Origin of the sequence: Vibrio sp. MM46, assembly GCF_027587135.1 — a bacterium.
GTDB lineage: Bacteria > Pseudomonadota > Gammaproteobacteria > Enterobacterales > Vibrionaceae > Vibrio > Vibrio harveyi.
On record NZ_JAPPTO010000008.1, the window covers coordinates 187,060 to 207,043 of the forward strand.

General features: G+C 44.7%; 17 protein-coding genes and 2 tRNA genes. 11 read left to right on the top strand and 8 right to left on the bottom strand.

All coding sequences use genetic code 11. The features are described from left to right. Window positions 1-23: 23 nt before the first annotated feature. The 3 genes from menB (at window position 24) to menE (ending at window position 3,426) form a co-directional block, all read left to right on the top strand. Window positions 24-890 carry a 1,4-dihydroxy-2-naphthoyl-CoA synthase gene (menB, locus tag OH459_RS11405; RefSeq protein ID WP_005446595.1) on the top strand — a complete coding sequence of 289 codons (867 nt, stop codon included), beginning with the start codon at window positions 24-26 and terminating at the stop codon, window positions 888-890. 128 nt (window positions 891-1,018) lie between these two features. Then, window positions 1,019-2,008, top strand: coding sequence for an o-succinylbenzoate synthase (gene menC, locus OH459_RS11410; protein ID WP_269986813.1), 990 nt, complete (start codon window positions 1,019-1,021; stop codon window positions 2,006-2,008). After that, the gene (menE, locus tag OH459_RS11415; protein ID WP_269986814.1) at window positions 1,993-3,426 is read left to right on the top strand and encodes an o-succinylbenzoate--CoA ligase; all 1,434 of its coding nucleotides are present in this window, start codon (window positions 1,993-1,995) and stop codon (window positions 3,424-3,426) included. The genes menC and menE overlap by 16 nt, the downstream gene beginning before the upstream one ends. Before the next feature lie 50 nt (window positions 3,427-3,476). On the opposite strand, the gene nagE is transcribed toward menE, so the two are convergent. After that, window positions 3,477-4,931 (bottom strand): N-acetylglucosamine-specific PTS transporter subunit IIBC, encoded by a 1,455-nt coding sequence (nagE, locus tag OH459_RS11420; RefSeq protein WP_009700394.1) that lies wholly within the window; start codon window positions 4,929-4,931, stop codon window positions 3,477-3,479. 156 nt (window positions 4,932-5,087) lie between these two features. On the opposite strand from nagE, the gene OH459_RS11425 reads away from it, so the two are divergent. Both OH459_RS11425 and OH459_RS11430 read left to right on the top strand, forming a co-directional pair. Then, a complete protein-coding gene (locus OH459_RS11425; protein WP_005446602.1) occupies window positions 5,088-5,972 on the top strand; it encodes a LysR substrate-binding domain-containing protein in 885 nt (294 codons plus the stop codon). A 355-nt stretch (window positions 5,973-6,327) separates the two neighbouring features. Then, window positions 6,328-6,528, top strand: a complete 201-nt coding sequence (locus OH459_RS11430) for a hypothetical protein (protein WP_045490397.1) — start codon at window positions 6,328-6,330, stop codon at window positions 6,526-6,528. Here the strand turns inward: OH459_RS11430 and OH459_RS11435 are convergent. The 3 genes from OH459_RS11435 to OH459_RS11445 form a co-directional block, all read right to left on the bottom strand. After that, window positions 6,514-7,419, bottom strand: a complete 906-nt coding sequence (locus OH459_RS11435; RefSeq protein WP_009698334.1) for a YeiH family protein — start codon at window positions 7,417-7,419, stop codon at window positions 6,514-6,516. The two genes, OH459_RS11430 and OH459_RS11435, sit on opposite strands and share 15 nt — an antisense overlap. 160 nt (window positions 7,420-7,579) lie before the next feature. Continuing rightward, entirely contained in the window at window positions 7,580-9,454 is a 1,875-nt protein-coding gene (locus OH459_RS11440; protein ID WP_017819006.1) for an MFS transporter, read from the bottom strand. Window positions 9,455-9,467: 13 nt separating this feature from the next. Then, entirely contained in the window at window positions 9,468-10,058 is a 591-nt protein-coding gene (locus tag OH459_RS11445; protein WP_005446609.1) for a TetR/AcrR family transcriptional regulator, read from the bottom strand. A gap of 256 nt (window positions 10,059-10,314) precedes the next feature. Between OH459_RS11445 and OH459_RS11450 the strand changes: the two genes are divergently transcribed. Then, window positions 10,315-11,187 (top strand): Tim44 domain-containing protein, encoded by an 873-nt coding sequence (locus OH459_RS11450; RefSeq protein ID WP_005446611.1) that lies wholly within the window; start codon window positions 10,315-10,317, stop codon window positions 11,185-11,187. A 408-nt stretch (window positions 11,188-11,595) separates the two neighbouring features. On the opposite strand, the gene OH459_RS11455 is transcribed toward OH459_RS11450, so the two are convergent. Next, window positions 11,596-11,680: transfer RNA gene (locus tag OH459_RS11455), tRNA-Tyr, on the bottom strand. A 99-nt stretch (window positions 11,681-11,779) separates the two neighbouring features. Next, window positions 11,780-11,864: transfer RNA gene (locus tag OH459_RS11460), tRNA-Tyr, on the bottom strand. 282 nt (window positions 11,865-12,146) lie between these two features. On the opposite strand from OH459_RS11460, the gene OH459_RS11465 reads away from it, so the two are divergent. The 3 genes from OH459_RS11465 to OH459_RS11475 all read left to right on the top strand — a co-directional run bounded on the left by OH459_RS11465 (window position 12,147) and on the right by OH459_RS11475 (window position 16,782). Then, window positions 12,147-13,244: an efflux RND transporter periplasmic adaptor subunit gene (locus OH459_RS11465; protein ID WP_114321998.1), complete on the top strand. Its 1,098-nt coding sequence runs from the start codon at window positions 12,147-12,149 to the stop codon at window positions 13,242-13,244. Further along, window positions 13,244-16,357: a multidrug efflux RND transporter permease subunit VmeF gene (gene vmeF, locus OH459_RS11470; protein ID WP_005446615.1), complete on the top strand. Its 3,114-nt coding sequence runs from the start codon at window positions 13,244-13,246 to the stop codon at window positions 16,355-16,357. The genes OH459_RS11465 and vmeF overlap by 1 nt, the downstream gene beginning before the upstream one ends. Window positions 16,358-16,584: 227 nt before the next feature. Then, window positions 16,585-16,782 carry a type II secretion system protein gene (locus OH459_RS11475; RefSeq protein WP_009698330.1) on the top strand — a complete coding sequence of 66 codons (198 nt, stop codon included), beginning with the start codon at window positions 16,585-16,587 and terminating at the stop codon, window positions 16,780-16,782. Window positions 16,783-16,884: 102 nt separating this feature from the next. On the opposite strand, the gene OH459_RS11480 is transcribed toward OH459_RS11475, so the two are convergent. Then, a complete protein-coding gene (locus tag OH459_RS11480) occupies window positions 16,885-17,460 on the bottom strand; it encodes a porin family protein (RefSeq protein WP_005446619.1) in 576 nt (191 codons plus the stop codon). Window positions 17,461-17,662: 202 nt separating this feature from the next. Here OH459_RS11480 and OH459_RS11485 point away from each other — a divergent pair, with 202 nt between their 5' ends. Then, window positions 17,663-17,980: a DUF1244 domain-containing protein gene (locus tag OH459_RS11485; RefSeq protein ID WP_005446621.1), complete on the top strand. Its 318-nt coding sequence runs from the start codon at window positions 17,663-17,665 to the stop codon at window positions 17,978-17,980. Window positions 17,981-18,053: 73 nt separating this feature from the next. On the opposite strand, the gene OH459_RS11490 is transcribed toward OH459_RS11485, so the two are convergent. Next, on the bottom strand, window positions 18,054-19,148 hold the full coding sequence (locus tag OH459_RS11490; RefSeq protein WP_269986815.1) for a PLP-dependent cysteine synthase family protein: 1,095 nt from the start codon (window positions 19,146-19,148) through the stop codon (window positions 18,054-18,056). A gap of 145 nt (window positions 19,149-19,293) precedes the next feature. Between OH459_RS11490 and OH459_RS11495 the strand changes: the two genes are divergently transcribed. Next, a complete protein-coding gene (locus tag OH459_RS11495; protein ID WP_269986816.1) occupies window positions 19,294-19,761 on the top strand; it encodes an Lrp/AsnC family transcriptional regulator in 468 nt (155 codons plus the stop codon). Window positions 19,762-19,984 lie beyond the last annotated feature (223 nt).

Consider the following 19,984-nt stretch of genomic DNA (forward strand, 5'->3'; position numbering starts at 1 on the left):
CAACGAGAACAATGGGAATCACCATGGCTAAAACAGTAGGCATTTCTGAAGAAGAACTTTACGCTCCGGTTCAATGGAAAGATTGCGGCGAGAAATACGAGGACATTCATTACCACAAGTCTGAAGACGGTATCGCGAAAATTACTATTGCACGTCCACAAGTGCGTAATGCGTTCCGCCCTCAAACGGTGAAAGAGATGATTGATGCGTTGGCAGATGCACGCTACGACTCTGGTGTTGGCGTGATCATTCTAACGGGTCTAGGCGAAGACGCTTTCTGTTCTGGCGGTGACCAGAAGATCCGCGGCGATTACGGCGGCTATAAAGACGACCAAGGCACTCACCATCTAAACGTATTGGATTTCCAACGCGACATCCGTACTTGTCCAAAACCAGTGATCGCATCGGTTGCAGGTTGGGCAGTCGGTGGTGGTCATGTTCTTCATATGATGTGTGATTTAACGATTGCTGCTGACAATGCACAATTTGGTCAAACGGGTCCTAAAGTCGGTTCATTCGATGGTGGCTGGGGTGCATCTTACATGGCTCGCATTGTTGGTCAGAAGAAAGCTCGCGAAATCTGGTTCCTATGTCGCTTCTACAATGCACAAGAAGCAGTAGATATGGGACTAGTGAACACAGTTGTGCCACTAGAAGACCTAGAAAAAGAAACCGTTCGCTGGTGTCGTGAAGTTCTACAACATAGCCCTATGGCGCTACGTTGTTTGAAAGCGGCACTCAATGCAGACTGTGATGGTCAAGCGGGTCTGCAAGAGCTTGCTGGTAACGCGACAATGATGTTCTACATGACGGATGAAGGCCAAGAAGGTCGTAACGCATTCAACGAGAAACGTCGCCCAGACTTCGACAAATTCCCTCGTAACCCATAATCCGTATAAGAAGAGGAGCCATGCGCTCCTCTATTTCGTTTTCGTCCTGAGCGCCTCGCCCTCTGGGAGGCTAGCGGGTTTTCTCGCTAAAGAGCTCAGAATATACGGCATTACATAGGATTCGAATTATGCGTAAAGCGAAGATTTATCGTTACTGCTTGCCAATGGACAGTGGCGTGATACTGCGTGATAACAAGTTGACGGAACGTACAGGTTACATCGTTGAACTGTCCGAAGGCGATAAAATCGGTCGTGGTGAAGTCGCTCCACTGGTTGGTTTTAGCTTGGAAGGTGTGGAAGAAGCCGGTATTCAATTGCAAGCTCAGGTTGAACGCTGGGTTGCGAACTTACCTTTGGATTACAACCATATGTTTCCATCGGTTGCGTTTGGTTTGTCGATGGCTCAACTGGAGCTTGAAGGTGGTTTACCTACGCAAGGTAAGCACCAAGTCGCGCCTTTGTGTAACGGTGACCCAGACGATCTGATCCCAAAACTGAACGAAATGGAAGGCGAAAAAGTCGCGAAAGTAAAAGTCGGTCTGTATGAACCGATTCGTGACGGTATGCTGGTGAACTTGTTTCTTGAGTCGATTCCACAGCTAACGCTTCGTCTTGATGCAAACCGTGCTTGGACGCCAGAAAAAGCGCAGCAGTTTGCAAAATACATTGCACCATCACTACGCCAGCGCATCACCTTCTTGGAGGAGCCATGTCGCTCTCCTGGCGACAGCCTGTCTTTTGCAATCAATACGGGGATCGCTATCGCGTGGGATGAGACGTTGCAAGATGCGGTTCGTCGTGAAGATTTCAGCTTGGAAGATCTTACTGGTGTGAAAACCATCATCATCAAGCCAACGTTAATCGGCTCGGTTGATTTCTGTATTAAGCTGATTGAAAAGGCGAAGACGCTGGGCATTAAAGCCGTGATCAGCTCAAGCATTGAATCGAGCTTAGGTCTCAACCAACTTGCGCGCTTAGCACAATGGCAACTACCAAATGAGATCCCAGGTTTGGATACCATTGGTTTGTTTAAAGCGCAATTAGAGCAGGGCTGGCCGAAGTGCGATCTTCCAGTGATTCCGCTGTCAGAGCAGGAGTTAGTGTGGCATTCAGCGTAGATGATATTGCGATTGCACCTTGGAAATACTGGGCTCAAGTGAGCCCTTTTTCTATTGCGCTTGAAACAAACAAAGCGTCGCTCAATTGGCAGCAATTAGCGGCACGGATTAGCCATTATGTTCATTCCCTGCAACAGCAAGGTGTGATGAATGGAGATGTGGTGACGTTAGTCGGTAAGAATCAAGTTGAAACCCTGTGGTTTTATCTTGCCGCTCAGCAGTTAGGAGCGACTGTTGCTTTAACCATGCCGCAGCCTTTTGAGGCTCTGTCTGGCAAACTAACGACATTATACAAACCGAACCAGCAACGCTTTGTTTGGTTTGCTGATGGTGCCGTTGGTTTGTACTCTGAAAATCAGTTATCACAACTTAGTGCTACCTTGTTGTCGATTCCAGACACTGACACCGATGATGTATCAGTGCTCTCTACTGACGGATACTCGCATGATGGATTCGCATCTATCGTATTTACCTCTGGTTCAACCGGTACGCCCAAAGCGGTTGTTCATACGCATAGACAGCATCTTTCTTCAGCTCAAGGTCTGTTGGCTGAGTTTCGGTTCGACCAACAAGATACGTGGTTACTCTCTTTGCCGCTTTATCATGTTTCTGGTCTTGCCATTGTGTATCGCTGGCTGTTCGCTGGTGCAACCATTAAGGTCGGAAGTGGAAGCCTTGCAGACGATATTGTTGGTGTCTCTCATGCTTCTTTAGTCTCGACCCAGCTTAAGCGTTTGCTGGACGAACAAGTTGAATTGTCTCTCACGCATGTATTACTGGGTGGTAGCCACGTCGCACATGAGCTCGCACTACGAGCGACACAACAAGGCATTGAGACTTGGCTAGGCTACGGCATGACGGAAGCCGCTTCAACGGTGACAGCAAAGCAAATTGACAGCATCAGCAATGCAGGTCACCTATTGCAAAATCGAGATATTAAGCTGGAGGAGCAACGCATTTATATTGGCGGGCTCACTCTCGCAACTGGCTACTTCAATCAAGGAAGTATTACTTCTCTGCTTAATGATGATGGTTGGTTCGACAGTAAAGACTTAGGTGAGTGGCAAGGCGATGAACTTAAGATCATTGGACGAGCAGACAACCAATTCATCTCTGGCGGTGAGAATGTTCACTGCGAAGAAATTGAAGCAGTACTGAACCAAATCGAGGGTATTTCGCAAAGCATTGTTGTGCCAGTAGAAGATGCGGAATTTGGACACCGACCAGTGGCTGTGATTCAAACTGAATCGTTATTGAGCAAAGTACAGTACGAGCAATACCTAAAAACTAAGCTAGAGAAATTCAAATGGCCAGTAGCGTATTACGCAATGCCTCAAACTCTGTTGGGTGGTGGTATTAAAATGTCGCGCAAAGCAGTGAAAGACTGGTTAAAAAATGAAGTGCAAAACGGTGACTAAGCGTTATTGCACTTCAGGGGGATGTGGTGATGGTGAGTCACCACAATTCTTTAGTTAGCGAGCGCGACTTTCATCTGCTCAGCCACTTTATCTACTTTGCCCAATCCGATAATCACTTGTAAGCCGCCTTTACCAATCATAACTACGCCAGCAGCACCTAGTTGTTTTAGCTTAGCTTCATCGGCTAGAGAAGAGTCTTTTACGGTCAAGCGAAGGCGAGTAATACAGTTGTCCACCTCGAGAATGTTATCTGCACCACCGATCGCTGCGATGTAGTCTTTCGCCAATTCACCTATGTTCTCAGTGACTTCTTTTTCCATATCCTCGCCGCGACCGGGTGTACGTAAGTTGAACTTAATAATCGCAAAGCGGAATACGCTGTAGTAAATCGCGAAGAAAACTAAACCTTGTGGGATCAGCATGTACCATTTGGTCGCCAGCGGGTTTTGGCTTGATAGTACGAAGTCAACGAAGCCTGCAGAGAAGCCAAAACCTGCCATCCATTGCATGCTTGCCGCAATGTACATTGAGATCCCCGTTAATACTGCGTGAATCAGGTACAACACTGGCGCTAAGAACATGAAGCTGAACTCTAGAGGTTCTGTGATACCAGTGAAGAAAGACGCCATCGCAGCAGCCAGCATGATAGAAAACACTTTGGTTTTGTTTTGCTTATCAGCGCAGTGATAAATCGCAAGAGCGGCACCTGGTAGACCAAACATCATAATTGGGAAGAAGCCAGCTTGGTACATACCAGTTTTGCCGATCACAGCCGTACCATTGGCAATAGACTGTGCGCCGCCTAAGAAGTTTGGAATGTCGTTGATGCCAACCACATCAAACCAGAAGACTGGGTAGAGCGCGTGGTGCATGCCGATTGTCAGCATCAAACGGTTAAAGAAGCCAAAGAGACCTGCGCCTAACGCCCCCATGGATTCGAGCTTAGTCCCGAAAATAATTAATGCATCGTAAATCACAGGCCATACGTAAAGCAGGACAAAAGCCAAAGCCATGCCAGCGATAGAGGTTAAGATTGGAACCAGACGCTTGCCACTGAAGAATGCCAACGCCTTTGGTAGCTCAACACCAGAGTAACGGTTATAGATTTCTGCTGAGATCACGCCAACTAGAATACCGATAAACTGGTTGTTGATTTTGTTGAACGCATCAGGCACTTCGTCAGCACTAATATCCATCAATTGAGTAACGGCACCCGGTGCTAGTAATGTGGTTAGCACCATAAAACAGATAAAACCAGATAAAGCGGCAGAGCCATTCTTATCCTTACTTAATCCGAAAGCGACACCAACGGCGAACAGTACCGCCATGTTATCAATGATGGCTCCACCGGATTTAATTAGGAATGCCGCTAAAACACTTTCAGAGCCCCAACCGACCGGATCAATCCAGTAGCCAATCCCCATTAATATTGCCGCAGCAGGTAGGGTCGCCACGGGTACCATTAATGCCTTACCGACTTTTTGCATATAGCCGAGTATATTCATATTTGCCCCTATAATTTTAATGCCACCTAAAACATGATCTATGTTTGAAAGTGGCGTTTTTATTTAGTTTCTAGAGACTATTTGAAACTTAATTATCGACGCAAACAAACGAAATCACTACTATCATGAATTAATATTTTTAATGCATGGTGCGTTATGGCTAACCAACAGTTACTGCTTAGAAACCTTCATACCTTCAGTATCGCAGCGAAGCACCTCAGCTTTACGCAGGCAGCGAAAGAGTTGCACCTCACTCAAGGCGCTGTGAGTCATCGCATCAAAGTGCTAGAGCAGGAGCTTGGTTTTTCTCTGTTTGTGCGAGGTACGCGGAAGTTAGATTTGACCGCAGAAGGGTACCGATTCCAAAAGACATTATCATCGTCACTGAGCACCATCTTTAATGAAATTGAAGAAATAAAATCAACGGATTTAGTTGGTGAACTGAATATCGCTGCATCTCCGGGATTCTTAAATGGATGGTTGATGCCACGTATTGCGGATTTTAAACGTCTTTATCCGGGATTTAACCTCAACCTGTTTGCACAGGAAAACCAATTAGATTTAGTGACTAATCACATTGATGCTGCGATTTTTTATGATACGGAGCATTTGGTTGATGTGTATCGCCAAAGACTGTTTGGTGAAAAGTACATCCCGGTCTGTACACCTGAGTACATGAAAGAACAGAATATTTTAGAGGATGGGATGGCATCACTTCATCGTATCAACTTTATCCATGCATTGGGTTCGGATGTATGGCAACGATGGATTGCCCATGTGGGACTTGATGTTGATATCTTTGAGCATTTTTATTGTGTTAGCCATCGAGATATGGCGGTGCTCGCGGCGAGAAATAGTGTTGGTGTGGCGATGGGGCGGTATCGATTCGTCAAAGATCTACTGGATAAAGGAGAATTGGTTAGCCCTTATCCGACAATGGATACGAACTTGGGGTACGATTTAATTTGTCCATCTGGCTATGAACATCGACCTAAAGTGAAAACCTTTATTTCATGGATAGAAAGTCATATACCCAAGTAACCTCAAAATGCTTGGTTCAGCGAGAATGACTTGGTTTGAAGGCGAGGCAACAATTTGAAGATCTAGTGGTTCTAAATCAAAAGTTGTTAACGGAGCATACGAACCAAGGCAACTCGCCCTTTGGGAGCGTGTCACTGAAACAATTTCATCGTCAAACAACTTGGAAAGAGCTTGCTATTACGCTTCGTTGTTTTCCTTGAACTTGAATCAGTGACAGAGCTCTGAATCCAGCACCTTGAAGTCACTTGGGTATAGTTGATTTCGCAATGAATTAGTCGAAAAGGTAATTTCGTATCCTTATAACTCTGAATCATAATCATGCTCAAAGATAAAGGAATAAGGCATAAGGTTCAGGATGATCAAATTAGCGTTAGCAGCGGCGGTATTATTGCAAATCGGTGTAGCTGTCAGCAGTGAGGGGTTAATGCGTTCATTGGCTGAGTTAACAGCCTTTCTGGTTGCGATAGCTTTAGTGTTGGTACACAAAAGTCAAAGCACGCGAAAAGTCGAGCTAACCCAGCCTCAGAAAATCGAACAAGGTTTAGCTGAGAAGTAACCAGCCTAGAGACGTAGTAGAAATCAGTACCCACAATGTGACGCCAAACAGTAATGGCTTTGCGCCTGCTGATTTGAGTTTTGAGACTGAAATACTGCAACCAATCAAGAACAAACAAACCACAAGAGCCTGCTTAGCAATGGCAAAGATGCCTTGATATACCACTTCAAATTGTGGGAAAAAATCGCTGAATGCAATTGCAGCACAGTACCAGAAAATGAAGTAAGGAATCACTAACTTACTTTTGCCTTCCTCTCCATTACCTCGAGAAAAGATCACAGCACTGATCAGTGCGACAGGGATAATCCACAATGCTCGGGCGAGTTTCAATGTTGTTGCTGTCGTAAGTGCTTCTTCGCCGTAAGCAGACGCGGCACCCACAACTGAAGAGGTGTCGTGAATCGCAATCGCCGCCCATGTTCCGAACGTATGCTGATCCAAGCCTATTGCGTGACCAATCACTGGGAAGATAAATAGCGCTAATGAGTTCAGAACGAAAACCGTTGCAAGTGCAAGACCGATTTGTTCATCCTTCGCTTTAATCGCTGGAGCGACAGCGGCAATTGCACTGCCACCGCAAATTGCAGTGCCAGAAGCGATTAAGTAAGCGGTCGTTCGTTCTAACTTAATCATCTTCGCGATCGTCATACCGATCACAAGCGTACCAAGAATGGTGGCGATGATAAGACCAATGCCGTCAGAAGTGACTGCTAGAGCCTGCTCAAAGTGAATACCGAAGCCTAAGCCAATGATTGAATAGGAAAGCAACTTCTTGGTAAAAGAGGCAATAGGAAGTTCTGTCGGTACTAGGCTAAAACTCGCCAATAGAAAACCGACCACAAGCGCAATAGGAGAGGACACGAAAGGGGTTAAACAAAACAGCAGTGCCAATCCAAAGGGGATATTCTTTGTATTCAAGGGTGTCGTTCGTTGTTATGAGTTAAAGCGTGGAGTATACAGTAACGCTTTTGGTCAGAAAGTCTTAATGAATTGAACATGCGTTCAGTTAAACTAAACGCATGTTCAAGAATATGAAAGTGCTGCTCTGAGTTTAACGCCAGTCGCCTCGAAGTGCTCTTACTTTTTCAAACATAACTTGCGCGCTGGCTTGTTTTGGATCGACGGGTGTTCCTGCTTCGATTTCTAATTTAGACCAGAAACGGGTTGGTAACCCCTTACATGCGCGACCTTTTGCACGGCTGAAATAGCTGCCCCACAAACCTTTCAGTGCCATTGGTATAACAGGGACAGGGCTGCGGCGAAGGATGATATCGATACCACGCATAAACTCGTTCATCTCACCATCTGACGTTAAACGTCCCTCTGGGAAAATACACACAATATGACCCTCACTCAGTGCTTTCTCAACATCATTAAATGCGCGGCGAATCGATGTTCGATTGCTAGCCGAGATGGGGATCACGCCTGCTCGGCGAAGAAATCGTCGCAAAGGAGGAAGGTTCGCATAGTCTTCTTCCATCACAAATCGAATGAGACGAGGACAAACGGCACTTAATAGCAGTGAGTCCATATAGCTGACATGATTGCAGACGATCAATGCCCCGCCGTGTTCTGGTAGGTGGTGTAAGTTCTTGTGCTTCACTCGGTAAATGGTATGAGTGACCACCCACATTGCAAAGCGCACCACAAAGATAGGAATCTGCAAAAAAATGTACGTTGCAACGAGGAAGTTAAGCACCGCCAGAAGAGCAAACAATTGAGGAATGCTCATTTCAAGTACGCTTAGACAAACAATGCCTAATACAGCGCTGCCTACCATGAATAGAGAGTTAAAGATGTTTAAGCCTGCAATGACCTGCGCTCGTTCCGTTTCTTTAGCTCGGTGTTGCATCAAGGCATAAAGGGGGACGATAAAGAGACCGCCGGATACACCTATCATTAATAAGTAGAAGAACAAGGGCCAGAATGCATCGTAGCTAACAAACTCAGCGAAAGTATGGAAGCGAGGCAGATCGGTCGGAATCGATGTTGCCATCAAGAAACCGAAGATTGTGATACCCAGAGCACCAATCGGCACGATGCCGACTTCAATACGATGATTTGAGAGCCAATTACACGCCATGGAGCCAACCGCAATGCCCACAGAGAATAGCGCTAGAAGGAAAGAAACCGCGCTTTCGGTACCGTTCAAATACACCTTGGTGAAGTTTGGAAATTGAGTCAGATAAGCCGCACCTAGGAACCAAAACCAGCTGATTGCCATGATGCATTGGAAGACAATACGATCAGACTTAGCAATCGCGAGTGTGTGCTTGGTCTGTTTATATGGTTGCCATTTGAATTGAATGTCCGGTGCGCTGGCTGATGCAAACGGAATAAAGCGACTAGATAGGTAGCCCAAAACAGCAAAGATGACAACGCAGAAAGCAGCAAGATATTTGGCACTCTCTGCTGAGGCAATAATACCGGCACCGAGAGTACCGACCAGAATTGCGATAAACGTACCAGCTTCGACTAATGCGTTGCCAGGGACGAGTTCTCTTTCATTAAGTTGTTGAGGAAGTAGGGCATATTTGACTGGTCCAAAGAACGCCGATTGGGTACCCATCAAAAACAGCAATAAGAGCAGGACGCCATAGCTTTCGGTGATAAAACCAATTGCGCCTAATAGCATGATGCCGATCTCGAACAACTTTACCTTTCGAATAAACCATGACTTCTCGTACTTATCCGCGAGCACCCCAGCTGATGCAGAGAATAAGAAGAATGGAAGAATAAACAAGCCTGCCGCTAAGTTAATGAAAAGGTTGCTAGAAATTGGTAACGCGCTTGACCCAGCAAAAGCCACAAACAGCAGCAGTACGTTCTTAAATATGTTGTCGTTGAAAGCACCAAAAAACTGGGTAATAAAGTAGGGGAGGAACTTTCGCTGCCTAAGCAAAGACGACTGGCTGTCTGATGACATGAACAATCCTTTATTACCAGCTGATCAGGTAGTTTGAAATCAGGTTATCGATAAGCTCTTTACCATCAATAGGTTCGCTTGAGAAAAATTTGTCATCGACACTCAGAAGTGTAATGCCGTGAACACCTGACCATAATACTCGACTCGCTTGTAATACTTCAGATTCAGTACGATGGGGAGCGATTTGTGCCAATAAGGATTCCAACATTCCTGTCATACCATCGATGCGCTTCGCGTGCCACTCTGGAAGCTCAGCACCATTCATGTTGTGCTCAAATACCAGTTGCCAGCGGTAAGGGTGTTTTTGCGCAAAGTCATGGTAGCAGTATGCCAGTTCAAAAAGTGCTTGATGAGCATCCTTACTGTTTTTGGTCGCGGTTACTGCTTCTTGTTGCAACTCATCCAATGTCTGTGCAACGGCATGTAAAAGCAGTAGGTTATAGTTGCCAAAGATATTAACGAGAGTACTTGGCACGTAACCTATCATATTAGCGATCTTGCGAAGGCTCAGGTCGTGGTAAGAGTTTTCGTCTAAAAAGTCTTTGACTGTGGTAAGAGTCAAATTGACTAACTCTTCTCTAGTGTGATCGTTTCTGCGCGCCATAATTTAAAACTACTTATTGAACAACGTTCAATATGATAGTCAGCTACTGATTGACCGTCAATAACGCAAACAAGTCAGAAACCTGTGGGTTGGCAATATTCTGATACATGTCTTCTATTACGGATTGTTTCATTGTTGAATCCGACGGAGTATGATGGACACATCTCATATTTAGCGTGCTACTGATATTAGATGCTCGTTCATTTCACTATCATGCAGCGCGATTAAGTACATATCGTCAATTTTAAGGATAACGATGAAACGTTTATTTTCGATTGTCGCCCTACTGATGTTTACGGTTGCTGTAACGCCTATCGCGGAAGCGAAAAAGTTCGGTGGTGGTAAGTCTTTCGGTAAGAGTTATAAAACAGCCCCTGCTCCTAAACAGCAGCAACAAAACACAAACACCATTGGTAAAGAACAAGGTGCTAAATCATCAAGCAAAAAAGGTTTGATGGGCGGCTTACTTGGTGGTCTTCTTGCTGGTGGTTTGTTAGCAGCATTCTTTGGTGGTGCATTCGAAGGTATCCAATTTATGGATATCCTAATCATCGGTTTGATTGCATTTGTTATCTTCAAATTGATGCGTGGCATGCTTGGCGCTAAACAGGGCAGTATGAATCAGCATCGTCAACAGCCAGCATTTGGCGGTAATGCTTCTAAGTTCGAGCAACCAAACATGCAGAATTTTGAGCAACAGCCAAATACAAACGCTGGTGGTTTTGGCGGTTTCGGTGCTCAAACTGACATCCCACATAACTACCCACCGGGTTTTGACCAAGCTGCATTCATCAATGGCTCTCGTGAGCACTACCGTATCTTGCAAGGCGCATGGAACCATAACCAACTTCACACGATTGAAGAGTATGTTTCACCAAGCCTATTTGAAGATTTGAAAGCAGAACGTGCGAAGCTAGATGGCGAGCAACACACCGATGTGATGTATGTAGATGCTGAAATCGTTCGCGCTGACTACGATGCAAGTAAAGCACAGCTTAGTCTGCAGTTCAGTGGTCGCTACCGTGATGCAGCAGAAGGCATTGAAGAAGATATCGAAGATATCTGGCACCTAGAGCGTGACCTAACGGTACCAAACGCACCTTGGTTGATTGTCGGTATTCAAGGTTAATCACCAACAGCGTTCAATTTAGTCTTAGTAAAATCCCGCTTTCGAGCGGGATTTTTTATGTCTGGAAATCAGAGAATCGAAACCTATCGATATAATTTCGAGTGGTTAAAGTCGAGCAAATAGGATCCTTACAAGGGAAACGATGAGTCACACATAGGGAATGGTGAAGATAGAGCTAATAAGATGATCTATGGCTTGATTCCATTGACCTAAAATAAACCAACTGACACTTTGATTCCCTCTCAAGCAGAGCTAGTTAAAAGTATCTAGGTGTCGTACTACTTAACGAAAGATCACTAAAAATCGCGCTATGAGTGAGACTAGATTTGGCCAGATAGTGGGGTAGTCATTGAAAATTGATAGGTATAGAACGAAAAAAGCCAGCTCAATGAGCTGGCTTCTTCAATATGGTGGAGGGGGACGGATTCGAACCATCGAAGGCAGTGCCGGCAGATTTACAGTCTGCTCCCTTTGGCCACTCGGGAACCCCTCCAGGGTGTTTTCATACTACAAAGAGCATGCTTGAAAATTAGTTTCCCAACCTAGCTTCCAAGTTGTTCTCATGTTCAAAGGAAAAACATAAGAAAGAATATGGTGGAGGGGGACGGATTCGAACCATCGAAGGCAGTGCCGGCAGATTTACAGTCTGCTCCCTTTGGCCACTCGGGAACCCCTCCAGGGTATTTTTATACTTAAGAATGTTTTCCCAACACATCTCTCAAGTGCGGAGCGCATCATAGCAAACTCGCTCAAGCTGTAAAGCGTTTTTCTTACGTTTTTAAGTTGAATGCTGCCTTTTTGGGCAAAGATGGTAGAAAGTCAGCGTTTTGTATGTCGTTTATACAAAAGAGAATCTGACTTTTTACTTGAATTTACACTACTTGACGTTAGGCGTCGTATCAACTGATAAACTGTAATCAGTTTAATGACATAAGTTTATCTGTTTAGTAGTCAAAATTATGAGTATGAGAGCCACTTTATCCGTTCTAACGCTTTCTATTTTAATGGCATCACCTGCGGCTTTTGCTGCAAAACGTGGTCCATCGACGGTTACGGTCGTAACTGAACAAGTAGAGACGCATCAAATCAACCAATCTCTATCATTGATTGGTAAGCTAGAAGCTGCCCAATCAGTGATTGTTGCTTCTGAAGTTGCTGGCAAGGTAAAAGATATCCCCGTAAAAGCCAATCAAAACGTTCAACAAGATCAGCTGCTCATTCTACTAAATGATGACAAAGCGCAAGCAGCATTAGTAGAAGCAAAAGCTTACCTAAAAGATGAACAGCGTAAGTTAAAAGAGTTTCAGCGTTTGGTGAAACGTAATGCCATTACTCAAACGGAAATTGATGCGCAAAAAGCAAGCGTAGAGATTGCGGAAGCGCGTCTAGATGCAGCAAAAGCTAACCTAGCGGATCTAAATATCAGTGCACCTTTTGCCGGTACGGTTGGTTTTATCGATTTTAGTCGAGGAAAAATGGTCAGTGCAGGCTCTGAGTTGCTGACGTTAGATGACTTGTCCGTAATGGAACTGGATCTGCAAGTACCTGAGCGTTACCTATCCATGTTATCTGTTGGTATGGAGGTTCACGCGACGACCAGCGCTTGGAGCGGTGTTGATTTTGTCGGTAAAGTTACAGGCATCGATACTCGTATCAGTGCAGAAACGTTGAACTTACGTATTCGTATCGAATTCGACAACCCAGAAAACCATCTGAAGCCAGGCATGCTTATGAATGCGTCTTTGGCATTCCCTGCGATTGAAGCACCAATTATCCCAGTTCAAGCGCTGGAATATTCCGGAACGAAGCGTTTTGTGTACGTTATTGATGAAGACAACAAAGCGAAGCGTCAAGAAGTGTTCTTGGGAGCACGTGTCGATAATGAAGTGGTGATTGAATCTGGTGTAGAGATTGGCGACAAGATCGTCGTGCAAGGTATTGTGAACATGCGCGATGGCGTCGAAGTGAAAGAAATCGTCGCACCAGGAAAAGCGAAAACTGCGAATGCAACCAGTGAGCAGGGCGCGCAAGACGAAGCGGCTAAGGAAGCAAATTAATGTTACTTTCTGACGTTTCCGTAAAACGCCCTGTTGCGGCGCTGGTATTAAGCATGCTGCTATGTGTATTCGGCTTTGTGTCGTTTACCAAACTTGCAGTGCGTGAAATGCCAGATATCGAAAGTCCAGTTGTATCGATCAGCACTCGTTATGAAGGCGCTTCTGCAACCATCATTGAAAGCCAAATTACTTCGGTACTGGAAGATCAACTTTCGGGCATCAGTGGAATTGATGAAATTAGCTCCACTACGCGCAACAGCATGTCGCGTATCACCATCACTTTTGAATTGGGTTATGACCTTAATACCGGCGTAAGTGATGTTCGTGATGCGGTAGCTAGAGCACAGCGTTCGTTGCCAGATGAAGCTGATGATCCTGTTGTTTACAAAAACAATGGTTCTGGTGAAGCTTCTCTCTATATTAACCTCAGCTCATCAGAGATGGACCGCACACAATTGACGGATTATGCCGAACGTGTGCTTATGGACCGTTTCAGTTTGATCTCGGGTGTTAGTTCTATCGATCTGTCTGGTGGTTTGTACAAAGTGATGTACGTGAAACTCAAACCAGATCTGATGGCAGGACGTTCGGTTACTGCCTCTGATATTACAGCAGCGCTTCGTAGTGAAAACTTAGAAAGTCCGGGTGGTGAAGTTCGAAACGATTCGACAGTGATGTCAGTGCGAACTGCCCGTACATACAACACGCCAGAAGATTTCCAATACCTTGTGGTGAAACGTGCAAGTGACAACACGCCTATTTACCTAAAAGACGTGGCTGATGTGTTCATCGGTGCAGAAAACGAAAACTCGACCTTTAAGAGTGATGGTGTCGTGAACATCAGTTTGGGGGTGGTGCCTCAATCAGATGCGAACCCTTTAGAAGTTGCGCAGGCTGTGCGTTCTGAAGTGGATAAAATCCAGAAGTTTTTGCCAGATGGGACTCGTCTAGCTATTGATTATGATGCCACTGTCTTTATCGAACGTTCGATCGATGAGGTCTACAGTACACTCTTTATTACGGGTGGTCTGGTAATTCTGGTTTTGTACATCTTTATCGGTCAAGCACGAGCAACGTTGATTCCTGCGGTGACGGTACCAGTGTCACTGATTTCATCATTCATCGCTGCCTACTATTTTGGTTTCTCTATTAACCTCATTACTTTGATGGCGTTGATCCTGTCTATTGGTCTGGTTGTGGACGATGCAATCGTAGTAGTAGAGAACATCTTCCACCATATTGAACGTGGTGAATCACCATTATTGGCGGCTTACAAAGGTACGCGTGAAGTAGGTTTTGCTGTTATCGCCACAACGTTAGTTCTTGTGATGGTATTCCTGCCGATCTCCTTTATGGATGGCATGGTCGGTTTGCTGTTTACTGAATTCTCAGTTTTGTTGGCCATGTCGGTGATCTTCTCGTCCTTAATTGCTTTGACGCTTACTCCTGTTTTAGGCAGTCAAATTCTAAAAGCGAACGTGAAACCAAACCGATTTAATCAAGCCGTTGATAAGCTGTTTGCGAAATTGGAAGCAGGTTATCGTAAAGCGCTGCGCGGTGCGTTGAAAGTTCGTTGGGCTGCACCTTTGGTTATTATCGCGTGTATGGGTGGCAGTTACTTCTTGATGAATCAAGTGCCTGCACAGTTAACTCCGCAAGAGGACCGAGGCGTGATCTTTGCCTTTGTTCGTGGTGCAGATGCAACTTCCTATAACCGTATGTCAGCGAACATGGACATTGTAGAAGATCGCTTAATGCCGTTACTAGGGCAAGGATTCTTGAAATCGTTCAGTATCCAAACTCCAGCATTCGGTGGTCAAGCGGGTGACCAAACGGGTTTCGTTATCATGATTCTGGAAGACTGGAACGAACGTGATGTCACTGCTCAAGATGCGTTGAATCAAGTTCGCAAATCACTGGCAGGTATTCCTGACGTTCGTGTCTTCCCATTCATGCCGGGTTTCCGTGGTGGATCGAGCGAACCAGTGCAGTTTGTCTTGGGCGGATCGGACTACGATGAGCTATTAGTCTGGGCAGAAATGCTTAAGAACAAAGCTGAAGAATCACCAATGATGGAAGGCGCTGAAATCGATTATTCAGAGAAAACGCCAGAGCTATTGGTGTCTGTCGACAAACGCCGCGCGGCTGAACTTGGCGTGAGTGTTCAAGACATTTCTGAAACTCTGGAAATCATGCTTGGTGGTAAAAGTGAAACGACTTATGTTGACCGTGGTGAAGAATATGATGTTTACCTTCGAGGTGATGAAAATAGCTTCAATAACGCGGCTGACTTAAGCCAGATTTACTTGCGCACTACCAGCGGTGAGCTAGTGACTTTAGATACGGTGACTAAGGTAGAAGAAGTGGCTGCATCGATTCGTTTGTCCCACTATAACAAACAGAAATCCATCACCATTACTGCCAATTTATCAGAAGGCTACACTTTAGGTGAGGCGCTTGACTTCTTAGACCAAGAAGCGATTGATAACCTGCCGGGTGATATTTCAGTGAGCTATTCTGGTGAGTCAAAGGACTTCAAAGAGAACCAAGCCAGTGTTGCAGTTGTATTTGCCTTGGCATTGTTAGTTGCATATCTCGTATTGGCGGCGCAGTTCGAAAGCTTCGTCAACCCTCTAGTGGTAATGTTCACTGTGCCGATGGGGGTCTTTGGTGGCTTCCTTGGTTTGGTAGTGATGAGCCAAGGGATGAACATCTACAGTCAGATCGGCATGATCATGTTGATCGGTATGGTAACTAAGAACGGTATCTTGATCGTTGAGTTTGCTAATCAGTTACGTGACCGTGGCATTGAATTTGAAAAAGCGATTACTGATGCGGCAGCTCGTCGTCTACGTCCGATCATGATGACTGCATTCACAACACTTGCCGGTGCGATTCCTTTGATCATGTCGACAGGCGCGGGTTATGAAAGCCGTGTGGCTGTCGGTACGGTTATCTTCTTCGGTATGGGCTTTGCGACATTAGTGACACTGTTTGTTATCCCTGCGATGTACCGATTGATCTCTGCGAAGACACGTTCACCTGGTCATGTAGAGGCTGAGTTGAACAAAGCGCTAAGCCACGACACAAAAGGACGTATTGCTCATCCATAAGGTGTTACCGCTAAGACGTTGAATATAAAAGCCGAACAATTTTTGTTCGGTTTTTTTATATTTTCCGCTTGGCTATTTATAGATCTAATGATAATTATTGGTTATTATTTCGCCACTTCTTCGAGGGGCACAGGACTCGCTCATCGTGTTTGACCGAATGATGGGTCTTGGCAGGCAATGTATCTGAGGATTAATACTTTGGCTGGCGTTACTATTGAGGTGTTCCCTTGAAAAAATTCCGTGGCAGTTACATGGTTGAGATGGTTTTAGTTGCTGGTGCAATGGCGCTATTAGCGACAACTGCGTTACCGCAGTTAACAGGCGCGATTCAAGATCGCCAAGAAAACATTTTGACCTCATTGGATGCGGGTCAAGGCAGTAGTCATGTGAAGCAAGACACCGCTGGTCAGTTTTCTGAACAATAAGTTGCTTAGTGACTCCGTGCAATAAATTCAAAAAAGCCGAGGTAATGACCTCGGTTTTTTTGTCTTCAATTCTGAACGTTATATAAGCTTGAGAAAATCTGATTAAAAGCGTTTACCTAAGCTTACTTGGACACCTTCATAGCTGTCATAAAAGTTATCAAAGCCCATATCTGCCACATTGTAGATGTACTCAGCACGAAGCCAAATATCTTTACTCATGTCCCAGTGAATACCTGCACCAACGTTGAATAGCGCGCCAGAGTCATCGGTGACTTTTTGAACATCAGGAATGTACATTTCTGCTTGAGTACCCAATGCGGTCACGCGACCAAATAGTGACAATGGTGTATCACCCAAGTTATCGCTTGTTAGTACGGCTGACATACCTGCTTGGTAGTAATGAAGGTCTAAATCTGTCTTAAGAGAATCATTCTTAAGTTCATTTTGTGAATAACGCAACACACCCTCAAACGCAAGGTATTGGTTTACGTTGTAGCCCCAGCCAATTGTAATATGAGGTGTTGACCAACCACTGTCTCGATCAGAACCAAACTCCGGCGTGTCGAAGCCCACATTACCAGTTCCAAGGTACAAATAAGATTGGTGAGTTTGTTCTTGAGTAGCGAAAGTTGGCAGACTCATGGTCAATGCAGATAATAATAGGATGGCGTTTTTCATAACTTGGCGATAACCTTTGTGAAAGACCGTTTTTAGAATTAGTATTAATTTAATCAATAAGATAACTGGCGGTTATCATATCAGTCTTTTGGGTGAGTGCGTGATTTTACAAGGAAATTTGTTGTAATGACGCAAATTTTAGACTCATCACGCTCACTCATTTCTATGCTATGAACTGCGAGATAAATAAAAGGAAAGTAAAGTGGCTGAATTCAAGTACAAAAATCTAACCCAAGAAGAGCAAGACAAGCTTGATGCAGCGACATTTCGTCGCCTGTTGGCTCACTTGGATGAAAATAAAGACGTGCAAAATATTGATCTCATGATCCTTGCTGGTTTCTGCCGCAATTGCTTTAGCAAATGGTATAAAGCAGAAGCTGAAGAACTAGGTGCGGATATCGATATCGATGATGCTCGTGAGCGTGTCTATGGCATGACTTACGATGAATGGAAACAGAACCACCAACCTAAAGCAACGCCAGAGCAATTGGCTGCATTTGAAGCACGCCAGAAGAAGTGATTTTTCTGTATTAAGCAGATAAAAAAATAGCCCGCTGATTGAGCGGGCTGTTTCTTTATTTGGCGTCTGAGTTTTACTCAGTGATTGGACCGCAACATGCTGGTTCAACGCAACCTTTTGACTGAATAATTTCAAGCTGTGCTAGGTAAGATTGAATGTCACCGATGTTTTCTTTTACCCAATCCGTGTTGTAGTAAGTGTCTAGGTAACGTTCACCAGAGTCACACAGAAGCGTTACGATAGAGCCAGTCTCACCCCGTTGTTTCATCTCACATGCAAGCTGAAGAACACCATATAGGTTGGTGCCTGTCGACGCGCCAACTTTACGACCAATTAAGCCAGACAGCCAATGTGCTGTTGCTACGCTTGCTGCATCAGGAATTTTGCGCATTTCGTCTACCACACCTGCGATAAAGCTAGGCTCTACTCGTGGACGACCGATACCTTCAATCTTGCTGCCGTTTTCGCCTTTAATCTCTGCGTTGCCAGACTGGAAGTAGTCATAGAATACCGAGTTATCTGGATCAACCACACACAGTTTTGTGTCGTATTTTTGGTAACGAATAAATCGACCAATGGTTGCCGACGTACCACCTGTACCTGGGCTCATTACAACCCAACTTGGGATTGGATGATCTTCCAACTCCATTTGGCTAAAAATAGAGTTCGCAATATTGTTATTACCACGCCAGTCAGTTGCGCGCTCAGCGTAAGTAAATTGGTCCATGTAGTGACCGTTTAGCTCTTTCGCTAGTCGACGAGACTCATCGTAAATTTGGTCTGAACGGTCAACAAGGTGCGCTTTGCCGCCGTAGAATTCGATTTGTTCAATTTTCTTGCGTGCCGTCGTTTTTGGCATCACCGCAATAAATGGTAAGCCAAGAAGACGAGCGAAGTACGCTTCAGAAACCGCTGTACTGCCTGATGATGCTTCGATCACCGTGGTTTCTGGACCAACCCAACCATTACAAATCGCGTAAAGGAACAGCGAGCGTGCCAAGCGGTGCTTTAGTGAGCCTGTCGGGTGGGTGCTTTCATCTTTTAAGTAGATATCGATGCCTTCCAAAGAAGGTAGATCTAACTTGAATAAGTGGGTATCTGCTGAGCGTTGAAAGTCTGCTTCGATTTTGCGTACAGCATTGTTGATCCAGTTGTGGTCAGTACACATAACATGACTCCTCGAAATTCTGTAGGGTAGTTGTTTTTGTCTATAGGGATAATCTACCTATAACTGCAGAGAAAAACTTTGCTATTATTGTTCTGTTATTTATCAAAAGTAGAAAAATTTTCTACATTAAAGGGTTTTTATAGTAATGGGCTTAGATAAAATCGATAGGCAGTTGCTTTCTTTCCTCCAAAATGATGGAACCTTGTCATTAAATGACTTAGCTGAGCGAGTTAATCTGACGACCACGCCTTGCTGGAAGCGTTTAAAAAAGCTAGAAGATGAAGGCTATATTGAAAAGCGTGTCGCGCTACTGAGTGCGGAGAAGTTAGACTTATCCTTCATTGCGTTTGTGCAGCTCAAAACCAGTGATCACTCAGAAGGGTGGTATAACCATTTTGTGACAACCGTAAGTGATTTCCCTGAAGTGATGGAGTTCTATCGCATGGCAGGAGAATACGACTATATGATGAAAGTGGTCGTCAAAGACATGAAGTGTTTTGATGAGTTCTATAAACGATTGGTGAACAGTGTAAAAGGTTTATCCAACGTAACATCAACCTTTGCTATGGAACCGATAAAGTACACTACTGAGCTACCAATTTATGGCGTTTAATTTCTCTTTCACATCTCCGTGAGCGCCTTTTTAGGCCTCACTTCTTTTACCTCTCACAATTATTAGCACCTCAAAGTGTGATTTGGTGCTTATATTTTAACCTGTTGAAAACCCAATATTTATTATCGCTAATTTAATAACTTAACGTAAGGTAAACGTTTGCTTGTCTTTTCTTTTTGCAAGTTTTCGAAAATTGTCGGCAATTTATGGATTTTGTGAATGT

Coding starts and splice junctions, on each gene's coding strand:
- OH459_RS11425 (WP_005446602.1), top strand. CDS start 5,088: ATGGCTAACCAACAGTTACTGCTTAGAAACCTTCATACCTTCAGTATC.
- OH459_RS11495 (WP_269986816.1), top strand. CDS start 19,294: ATGGGCTTAGATAAAATCGATAGGCAGTTGCTTTCTTTCCTCCAAAAT.
- nagE (WP_009700394.1), bottom strand. CDS start 4,931: ATGAATATACTCGGCTATATGCAAAAAGTCGGTAAGGCATTAATGGTA.
- vmeF (WP_005446615.1), top strand. CDS start 13,244: ATGTTACTTTCTGACGTTTCCGTAAAACGCCCTGTTGCGGCGCTGGTA.
- OH459_RS11465 (WP_114321998.1), top strand. CDS start 12,147: ATGAGTATGAGAGCCACTTTATCCGTTCTAACGCTTTCTATTTTAATG.
- OH459_RS11480 (WP_005446619.1), bottom strand. CDS start 17,460: ATGAAAAACGCCATCCTATTATTATCTGCATTGACCATGAGTCTGCCA.
- menC (WP_269986813.1), top strand. CDS start 1,019: ATGCGTAAAGCGAAGATTTATCGTTACTGCTTGCCAATGGACAGTGGC.
- OH459_RS11490 (WP_269986815.1), bottom strand. CDS start 19,148: ATGTGTACTGACCACAACTGGATCAACAATGCTGTACGCAAAATCGAA.
- menB (WP_005446595.1), top strand. CDS start 24: ATGGCTAAAACAGTAGGCATTTCTGAAGAAGAACTTTACGCTCCGGTT.
- OH459_RS11450 (WP_005446611.1), top strand. CDS start 10,315: ATGAAACGTTTATTTTCGATTGTCGCCCTACTGATGTTTACGGTTGCT.
- OH459_RS11440 (WP_017819006.1), bottom strand. CDS start 9,454: ATGTCATCAGACAGCCAGTCGTCTTTGCTTAGGCAGCGAAAGTTCCTC.
- OH459_RS11445 (WP_005446609.1), bottom strand. CDS start 10,058: ATGGCGCGCAGAAACGATCACACTAGAGAAGAGTTAGTCAATTTGACT.
- OH459_RS11430 (WP_045490397.1), top strand. CDS start 6,328: ATGATCAAATTAGCGTTAGCAGCGGCGGTATTATTGCAAATCGGTGTA.